Consider the following 7,144-nt stretch of genomic DNA (forward strand, 5'->3'; position numbering starts at 1 on the left):
AAATGGAATTTTGAATGTGGAACCGAACGGAGAGATTATCTCCACAATTGCATTGTCCGGCGGTGCAACGGTTTTTGCCCTGTCAAAAAATGTGCAGCGTTCCAAATTCGATGCGACACGAACCTCTTCGCGCGAGCCAGCATTGAACAGTAGACAATCTCCACCGCAATTTGAAATCCGAGACGATCATTGTTCGGCTGCGGAAATATTCGGTCAGTCATTTCATTGACTGCGAGCCGGCAGCTCTTAGGCTTTACGCATCGAAGCCGCGCGCCAGATCAAGCCGCAGGGCAAACCAGAGAGATCCACGAGCATGAGCATCTTCAGTTTCAGACCCGCAATCCGCGCGCGCCTGCATAGCGTCGGCGCTGCGTTTTTCGGCGCGGCCGTCGGTTTCGCGATCACTGCATCGGCCCCGGCAGCCGAAATCGTCACGCTGCATGTCGGCGATCAAAAGGGCGGCAATCGCTCGCTTCTGGAGATCGCGGGGCTGGCCAGGGATTTGCCGTACAAAATCGAGTGGTCGGAGTTTCCCGCCGCGGCGCCGATTCTCGAAGCGCTCAACGCGGGTGCGCTCGACGTCGGTTACACCGGCGATCTCGCTTTCCTGACCGTGTATGCCGCCGGTGCGCCGATCAAGGCCATCGGAGGCACCCGCGCCGACGCCAGGACGCAGGCGATCCTGGTGCGCAATGACTCTCCGATCAAAACCGCCGCCGATTTGAAGGGCAAGCGACTGGCGGGAACGCGCGGTGGCTGGGGCCAGTTCCTGATCGACGCCACGCTGGAGAAGGCAGGACACAGGGCTGACGACGCGACATTCGCGCCGCTCGGTCCGGTGGACGCCAAGATCGCACTGATCGCCGGCTCGATCGACGGCTGGGCGGTGTGGGAGCCCTACGTGTCCTATGCCACGCTCAAGGACCATGCGCGCATCATCGCCGACGGTGAAGGCCTGACGCCCACCATCACGTTCCTGGTTGCCTCCGACCAGGCCATCGCCACCAGGCGGGCCGCGGTGCAGGATCTGGTTCAGAGACTCAACAAAGCGCGGCTATGGTCGCTGGACCATCTCGGCGAATATGCCAAAAGCACCGCCGAGTTGACCAAACTGCCGGAAGACGTGTTGCTGAGCGCCTATACGGCGCAGCGCACCAGCCCGATCGTCATCGATGCTGCTATCGTCAGGGAGGTTCAGGAAGCTTCCGATCGCGCCACCCGATATGGCATTCTTTCCAAAACGCTCGATGTGAGCAAAGCGGTCGATCGCAGTTTTACCGCAGCATCGGCCGGATCCAACTGACGCGGGAAACCAGGGCCGGCGTCCACCGCCGGCCCCATCTACTGCGTGGTGCTCATGCGCCTTAGTTCGGGTGAAACACCAGCGTCCGCAGCTCAATGCTCTCGCGCGGCGGGGCATCGGAAGGCGTGGTCGGATCGGCAAAGGCGCTGTGGGGCGCGAAGCGGGCCCGTCCGTCGGTTTTGGAATCAAAGCATTTCAGCAACAGGGCTTCATCAACGGTCATCCTGGGTACGTAGAACCATTGATGATCGGGATAGTATTTGACCGAGTAGGTTTCGCCGACGCGATTGGGATAGACCAGATCGGAAGCCACCAAATCGTCAGGATGCACCGTGCGGGCATCGCAGACCGCCAATGGCGAGTCGAGCAGTGGCCCGCGAATCGGCCGCCACAGATTGATAATCTGAACCCTGCCCTTCAGGAGTTCGTCCGCTTCGTCTGGAAGGAGATCGCGGACACGTTGCGGACCGGATTTCGCGGTGTGATCCACATGCACGCGCGCGACCGGCTGGCGCAGCAGGTTGCCATCGCGATCGGCGGCGCCATCGACGCGCTTGCGTACGGTGTGATCGAAGACGAACACCCGGTCGGCGCCGGTCGCGGCTTTGATCAGCCGCTCCGCCTCCGGATAATAGACATCCCTGATTTCGTGTTCGTCGTAGAAGTCCTTTACCGAACTTTTTTGCGTTACCAGGGCAAACCCTTCCCGATCGAGCGAAACCGTCTCGCTGATCGGACGAAGGTCATGAATTGGCACGCTGTGCGGTTCCGGCACGATGTTCGACCTCGGCCCGCCGGACGGCGGCTCGAAGGTATAGGTTCGCGGCCGGTCCAGGGGCGGCGTCAGATAATTGAGGTCGGCCGTCACGAACGACAACGCCGCGATGTTTTCGTTTTGCAGTCCCATGTTGTTCTCCTTTTTGTTGGTTGTGGTCTTATTTTTGATTGTGGTCTTGCGTTTTAAAAAGGCTCCCTGAATGGCCGCAGGTCCAGCGGTAGCACCGCGGTGTCCAGACTCAATCTGTGCCGGTCGGTTGGCTCCGCCAATGGCTTACGGAAAATAAGATTGCTGTCATGCAATCCGCCCGCGCGGAGAAAGATTCTTCCAGGAACCGCGCGCGCGGGATGAAGTCCTTATTGTCCCGGAGCGCCTCAGGTTGAACTGGAAATGTGAACGTCGTCGCAACCAGCGCGGGGGCAATCAGATTTCATCTTTGGTCGGCCGCATCGGGAGAATGTTGTGTGCGCAGCGTGCTCAAATTTTGGAATTCAAAAATAGAGCCGGCGTGATCATTGTTATGTACTGCCAGACATCCCACGCGGGAGAGACAAAATGCCGCTTTATGTCGTGCGTCATCTCGGCGGAGAATTCGAAGAACTATCGTGCTTTCGACAACTGGAGGACGAAGGCGCGGCGCTGTATTTCAATATTGTTCACGGCGCGAAAGTTCGCAGACGATTCACCACTGAAGGAGCGGGCGACAAGTGTACGGATTATGTGCTTGTCGCAAGAGAAGCCGGAACCGGCGGATTCATCGAAGAAAGAGAAATTGCCCTGTTTGACGCGTCGTGAGGTTTCCCTCACTCCGCTCGCGTCAATCACGTGCCGCGAGCGGTTAGGCTTGCCTCGTCGTCAGATCCTTACGCGGCACCCCCGACGGTTCCCACGATCACATCCTTGCCGTCGCGGATGACCTGATGCAGGAACGGCCGGCCGAGCAATTCGCCGCGCTCGTCGAATTTGAGATCCTGTCCGGCACCGGTGAAATCGATCGCCTCGCCCTTGCGCACCAGCGCCAGCGCCTCGGCACCGGTCGCGACTTTCGTTCCCGGTCCGTTGGTGACCCGAATGATCTCCCTGGCGAATTCAACCGGATTTGCCGATTTGGCTTTCTCGATCGCAACCGCGAGCACGTTGATGGCATCGTATTGCAGGGCCGCGAATGGAAATACCGTACCCTCGGGAGCGCCGATCGCCTTGACGAAGGCCTTGTATTCCGGGCGATCCAGCGGACTGATCGGCTGGACATGCTCGATCCCCTCGGCGACTTCCTTGCCGACATTCTTGACGAACGGGCTGCTGCCGTCGATTCCGGCTGCCGCCGCAATCGTCAACGAGAATACTTTTCCCTTGTAGCCGCCGCGATAGATTTCCTTGGCGATCGAGGTGAACTGGTTGACGTATCCCGGCACAAAGACGGCGTCGGGCTCGGCGGCATAGACCTTCTCGATCTCGGCGCGGTAGGAGGGCTGGTCCGGCTTGAATTCCACGTCCGACACGACTTTCGCACCGCCCTGCTCGATCGTCTTGAGAAACGACGGAATCATGGAAGCCACGAACGGGTTCTGCAGATGCAAGAGGCCGATCTTCTTGTATCCGCCCTTGAGGACCGCGCGCGCCGCCGGCTCTCCCCAGCTCGACGCGCGGGCCTGAAAGCGCCACACCAGACCCTTGGTGTCGCCCTCCGTCACTTCGTCCGCCGATCCGAGCGCGGTGAGGACCACATTCTTTTCAAGCGTCAGCGGGCGGACGGCCAGAATCGGCGCCGATCCCCAGATCGCGGTAATCGCAACCACCTTGTCGATATCAAGCAGCTTGCGCGCCGCCTTCACGGCCGCGGTCGCGCTGGTCTCGTCGTCCTCGACGAACAGTTCTATTTTGCGACCGCCAAGCACGCCTCCGGCGGCGTTGATCTGGTCCGCGGCAAGCTTTGACGCCTTGACGATATCGGCGCCATAGGGGCCGCCGCCGCCGGTCAGCGGGGCCAGCACGCCGATCCGGATCGGCTCGTTCGCCTGCGCCTGTGCAAGATACGGCGCGAAGGGCAGCGCGGCGATGCCACCCAGCAACGAGCGACGAGAGACAAAAAGGCTCATGGGATGTTCCTTGTTCAGAAGTATTATTCGGCGGCTTCGCGAACCACGACGCCCTGTTCGATATCGAATTGCAGAATGTCGTTGAAACGGTTGAAGGCCCCGCACAGCGCGATGCGCCAGGTCAGTTCGACGATCTGCGCTTCGGAGAAATGCTCCCTCAACCGGGTGAAGACCTCATCGCGGGTCCGGTTCCAGTTGTTGGTGACCGCGATCGCATATTCGACCACGAGCTTGTCGACATCATCGAGCTCGGGATGGTCCTTGTAGTCGAGCAGGCGCTCAGCGCCCTCTTCCGACACCCCCTGGATCGCCAGCTTCGGCGCGTGGTGCGATACGCAGTAGGTGCACTTGTTCAACAGCGAGACCGTGACCAGCGCCAGTTCAAGGTAGCGCTTTGAGACCACCGCCTCGTCCGCAAGATCGACCAGCAGCGACCAGACATGCTTGAAGATCGGTGGCCGGTGCGCCATCACGCCCGCCTGGTTTTCGAACGCGCCGTAAGTCGTCATCTTGTCCCACAGCGGCCGCAGCTCGGCCGGCAAATCCGCCTTGGTCTTGATCGATACGCGCGACATGGCTTTCTCCGTTAGTCAGGAATGGGAGCTGGATGGACCGGCTTTTGAACCGACAGGCGATACTCGGACGACAGGCCGTCAGGCCTGAAGATCAGGATCAGGATAAGGCCCGCGCCGATCATCGCCAACCGCAGCGAAGCCGCCTGCTGTGCGGAAAGAAAAGGCACGAAATCCTTCAGGAATCGCGTTCCCTCCAGCAGGACCATGACCGTGCACGCCCCCACCAGCAGACCGCGATTTGAGCCCTTGCCGCCGACGATCACGGTCATGAAGGCATAGACGGTAATAAAACCTGCGAATTCACCCGGATCGATGTAGGTGAAATAATAGGCGTGCAGTGCGCCTGCGAGGCCCAGGACGGCGCCCCCGATCGCGAATGCCTTGACCCGCAACGCCAGCACGTTCTTTCCGAGCGTTGCAGCCACCACATCGTCCTCGCGTACCGCGCGCATCGCCCGCCCGAACGGCGAACGGATGATCCGGTCCAGAACCAGATACGCGATCGCAACCAGTATCAGGCACAGGGCCAGGAAGAAGCCCTCGTAATATTCACCACCAATAAGACCGACCAAAGGCCGCGGGATATCGCGAATGCCGTTGGTGCCTCCCGTGAGCCAGGTCTCATTCATCAGCACCAGCCGCACCGACTCGGAAAACGCCAGCGTGGTAATGGCCAGATAGTCCTCGCGGAGCCTGATGGTGGCCAGCGACACGATCGCCGAAATCGCGGCCGTCACCGCGATGGCGGCTACGGCCGCCGTGAATCCGTCGACGCCCTGCTTCGACAAGATCGCCGCGGTGTAGGCACCGACGCCGTAAAATCCGGCCAGACCGAAATTGATCATCCCGGCCTGTCCCCACTGCACATTGAGGGCGAAGCCGATCAGCACCGCCAGCGAGACAAATGTCAGGATCGCAACGAGATACCCTGTCATCTTCGAATTCTCACGGCACCGAACAGGCCTTGGGGCCGCATCAGCAGAACCAGTACCAGCACCACAAAGCTGATGCCCTGACGATAGGTCGTGGATACCGCCAGCGCCGAGGTCTCCTCGACGAGCCCGATGATCAGGGCGCCCACCACGGCGCCAAAGGGATTGCCGAGACCGCCGATCACCGCCGCTGCAAATACCGAGACCAGGTAGTTCATGCCGATCAGCGGATCGACAATGCCATCGAGCGCGATCATCACGCCGGCGAGCGCCGTCAACACGCCCGAAATCGCCCAGGTCCAGTCCACGGTTCGCGCGCGCTCGATGCCGCGCACCTCGGCCAGATCCGGATCGTCGGAAATCGCCCGCATGGCGCGGCCAAGTCGCGTGCGCTTGAGCAGGAACGCAACAGCCGCCATCGCCGACAAGGCGACCACCGCGATCTGCAATTGTTCGTGGTTGAGGCGCAGGCCGTGCCAGATCAGCGGCCGGGCCACCGGCACATCGAGGGTGCGGACATCCGCGCCGTAGAAAAACCGAAGCACGTTCTCCAGCACGAACGCGACCCCCATCGACGCCACCAGCAGCGTGACGTGGTCGGCGTTGCGGATCCGGCGATAGACGCCGCGCTGGATCGCGATCGCGATCAGCGCGAGACCAACCGCCGCCAGCGGCGCAGCCAGCACAATCGGCGCGCCCAGTGATGTGTTGGCGATATAGGCGAGGTAAGCGCCCGTCGTGATCATCGCCCCGATCGAGAAATTCGCAAAATTCAGGATTCCATAGGTCAACGACAGCGCGATCGCCGGCAGCGCGATCAGGAGACCCGACACCAGGCCGTTAAGCAGCGCTTGCATCATCGCTGACCCTTTCCTGACCGGAACCTGCGGATTTTTCTTTCGCTCCGCCCAGGAACAGCGACCTCACATCCGGGTCCGACAGAAACACGCTCGCGTCCCATTTCCCCCTGATGCCGCCGGCCACCAGCAGGATGACATCGTGGGAGACCCGCATCGCCTCGATCAGATTTTGTTCGATCATGATCACGGTGACGCCAGCACGGTTCACCGCCGCCACGGCGTCGAGCATGGTCGTGACATAACGCGGTGAAAGCCCCGCCGAGGGTTCGTCGAGCAGCAGCGTGGTCGGCCCGGGAATCAGGGCGCAGCCCATAGCCAGCATCTGCCGCTGGCCGCCGCTCAGGGTCCCTGCGGCTTCACCCAGCCGCGCGGATAAATCCGGAAAGAGGTCGAGCACGCGGTCGCGCGCCGCATTGAATTCCTTGTCCGCTGCCTTGCGGCGAATGAATTCGAAGCCGATCCGCAAATTTTCTCCGATCGTCAGATTCTTGAAAACATTGCGCTCCTGCGGAACGTAACCGAGGCCTGCCAGCGCCCGTTGCGGCGGCGATAAATGCGTAATGTCCCGGCCGTCGGTCAGAATCTGGCCCAATCGAG

The 7,144-nt window shown here is 61.0% G+C and carries 8 protein-coding genes; 2 read left to right on the forward strand and 6 right to left on the reverse strand.

Going from position 1 to position 7,144, the window contains the following annotated elements; all coding sequences use genetic code 11:
* Nucleotides 1-313 precede the first annotated feature (313 nt).
* On the forward strand, nt 314-1,303 hold the full coding sequence (locus ABR948_RS08395; RefSeq protein WP_428115740.1) for an ABC transporter substrate-binding protein: 990 nt from the start codon (nt 314-316) through the stop codon (nt 1,301-1,303).
* A gap of 61 nt (nt 1,304-1,364) precedes the next feature.
* On the opposite strand, the gene ABR948_RS08400 is transcribed toward ABR948_RS08395, so the two are convergent.
* The gene (locus tag ABR948_RS08400) at nt 1,365-2,210 is read right to left on the reverse strand and encodes a CmcJ/NvfI family oxidoreductase (RefSeq protein ID WP_428115742.1); all 846 of its coding nucleotides are present in this window, start codon (nt 2,208-2,210) and stop codon (nt 1,365-1,367) included.
* A 426-nt stretch (nt 2,211-2,636) separates the two neighbouring features.
* Here ABR948_RS08400 and ABR948_RS08405 point away from each other — a divergent pair, with 426 nt between their 5' ends.
* Nucleotides 2,637-2,876: a hypothetical protein gene (locus tag ABR948_RS08405; protein ID WP_428115745.1), complete on the forward strand. Its 240-nt coding sequence runs from the start codon at nt 2,637-2,639 to the stop codon at nt 2,874-2,876.
* 68 nt (nt 2,877-2,944) lie between these two features.
* Here ABR948_RS08405 and ABR948_RS08410 read toward each other — a convergent pair whose 3' ends face one another.
* The 5 genes from ABR948_RS08410 to ABR948_RS08430 form a co-directional block, all read right to left on the reverse strand.
* A complete protein-coding gene (locus ABR948_RS08410) occupies nt 2,945-4,180 on the reverse strand; it encodes an ABC transporter substrate-binding protein (RefSeq protein WP_428115748.1) in 1,236 nt (411 codons plus the stop codon).
* Between the two features lie 23 nt (nt 4,181-4,203).
* The gene (locus ABR948_RS08415; protein ID WP_428115751.1) at nt 4,204-4,755 is read right to left on the reverse strand and encodes a carboxymuconolactone decarboxylase family protein; all 552 of its coding nucleotides are present in this window, start codon (nt 4,753-4,755) and stop codon (nt 4,204-4,206) included.
* 11 nt (nt 4,756-4,766) lie between these two features.
* Nucleotides 4,767-5,690, reverse strand: coding sequence for a branched-chain amino acid ABC transporter permease (locus ABR948_RS08420; protein ID WP_428115753.1), 924 nt, complete (start codon nt 5,688-5,690; stop codon nt 4,767-4,769).
* Nucleotides 5,687-6,547: a branched-chain amino acid ABC transporter permease gene (locus tag ABR948_RS08425; protein ID WP_428115756.1), complete on the reverse strand. Its 861-nt coding sequence runs from the start codon at nt 6,545-6,547 to the stop codon at nt 5,687-5,689. The genes ABR948_RS08420 and ABR948_RS08425 overlap by 4 nt, the downstream gene beginning before the upstream one ends.
* Nucleotides 6,528-7,144: ABC transporter ATP-binding protein (locus ABR948_RS08430; protein WP_428115760.1), on the reverse strand; the 617-nt coding region annotated here is incomplete at its 5' end. The genes ABR948_RS08425 and ABR948_RS08430, both read right to left, overlap by 20 nt.

Source organism: Bradyrhizobium sp. (assembly GCF_050014615.1).
GTDB lineage: Bacteria > Pseudomonadota > Alphaproteobacteria > Rhizobiales > Xanthobacteraceae > Bradyrhizobium.

Excerpts from the sequence above, each read along its gene's own strand:
- ABR948_RS08395 (WP_428115740.1), top strand. The coding sequence starts at position 314 with ATGAGCATCTTCAGTTTCAGACCCGCAATCCGCGCGCGCCTGCATAGC.
- ABR948_RS08400 (WP_428115742.1), bottom strand. The coding sequence starts at position 2,210 with ATGGGACTGCAAAACGAAAACATCGCGGCGTTGTCGTTCGTGACGGCC.
- ABR948_RS08405 (WP_428115745.1), top strand. The coding sequence starts at position 2,637 with ATGCCGCTTTATGTCGTGCGTCATCTCGGCGGAGAATTCGAAGAACTA.
- ABR948_RS08410 (WP_428115748.1), bottom strand. The coding sequence starts at position 4,180 with ATGAGCCTTTTTGTCTCTCGTCGCTCGTTGCTGGGTGGCATCGCCGCG.
- ABR948_RS08415 (WP_428115751.1), bottom strand. The coding sequence starts at position 4,755 with ATGTCGCGCGTATCGATCAAGACCAAGGCGGATTTGCCGGCCGAGCTG.
- ABR948_RS08420 (WP_428115753.1), bottom strand. The coding sequence starts at position 5,690 with ATGACAGGGTATCTCGTTGCGATCCTGACATTTGTCTCGCTGGCGGTG.
- ABR948_RS08425 (WP_428115756.1), bottom strand. The coding sequence starts at position 6,547 with ATGATGCAAGCGCTGCTTAACGGCCTGGTGTCGGGTCTCCTGATCGCG.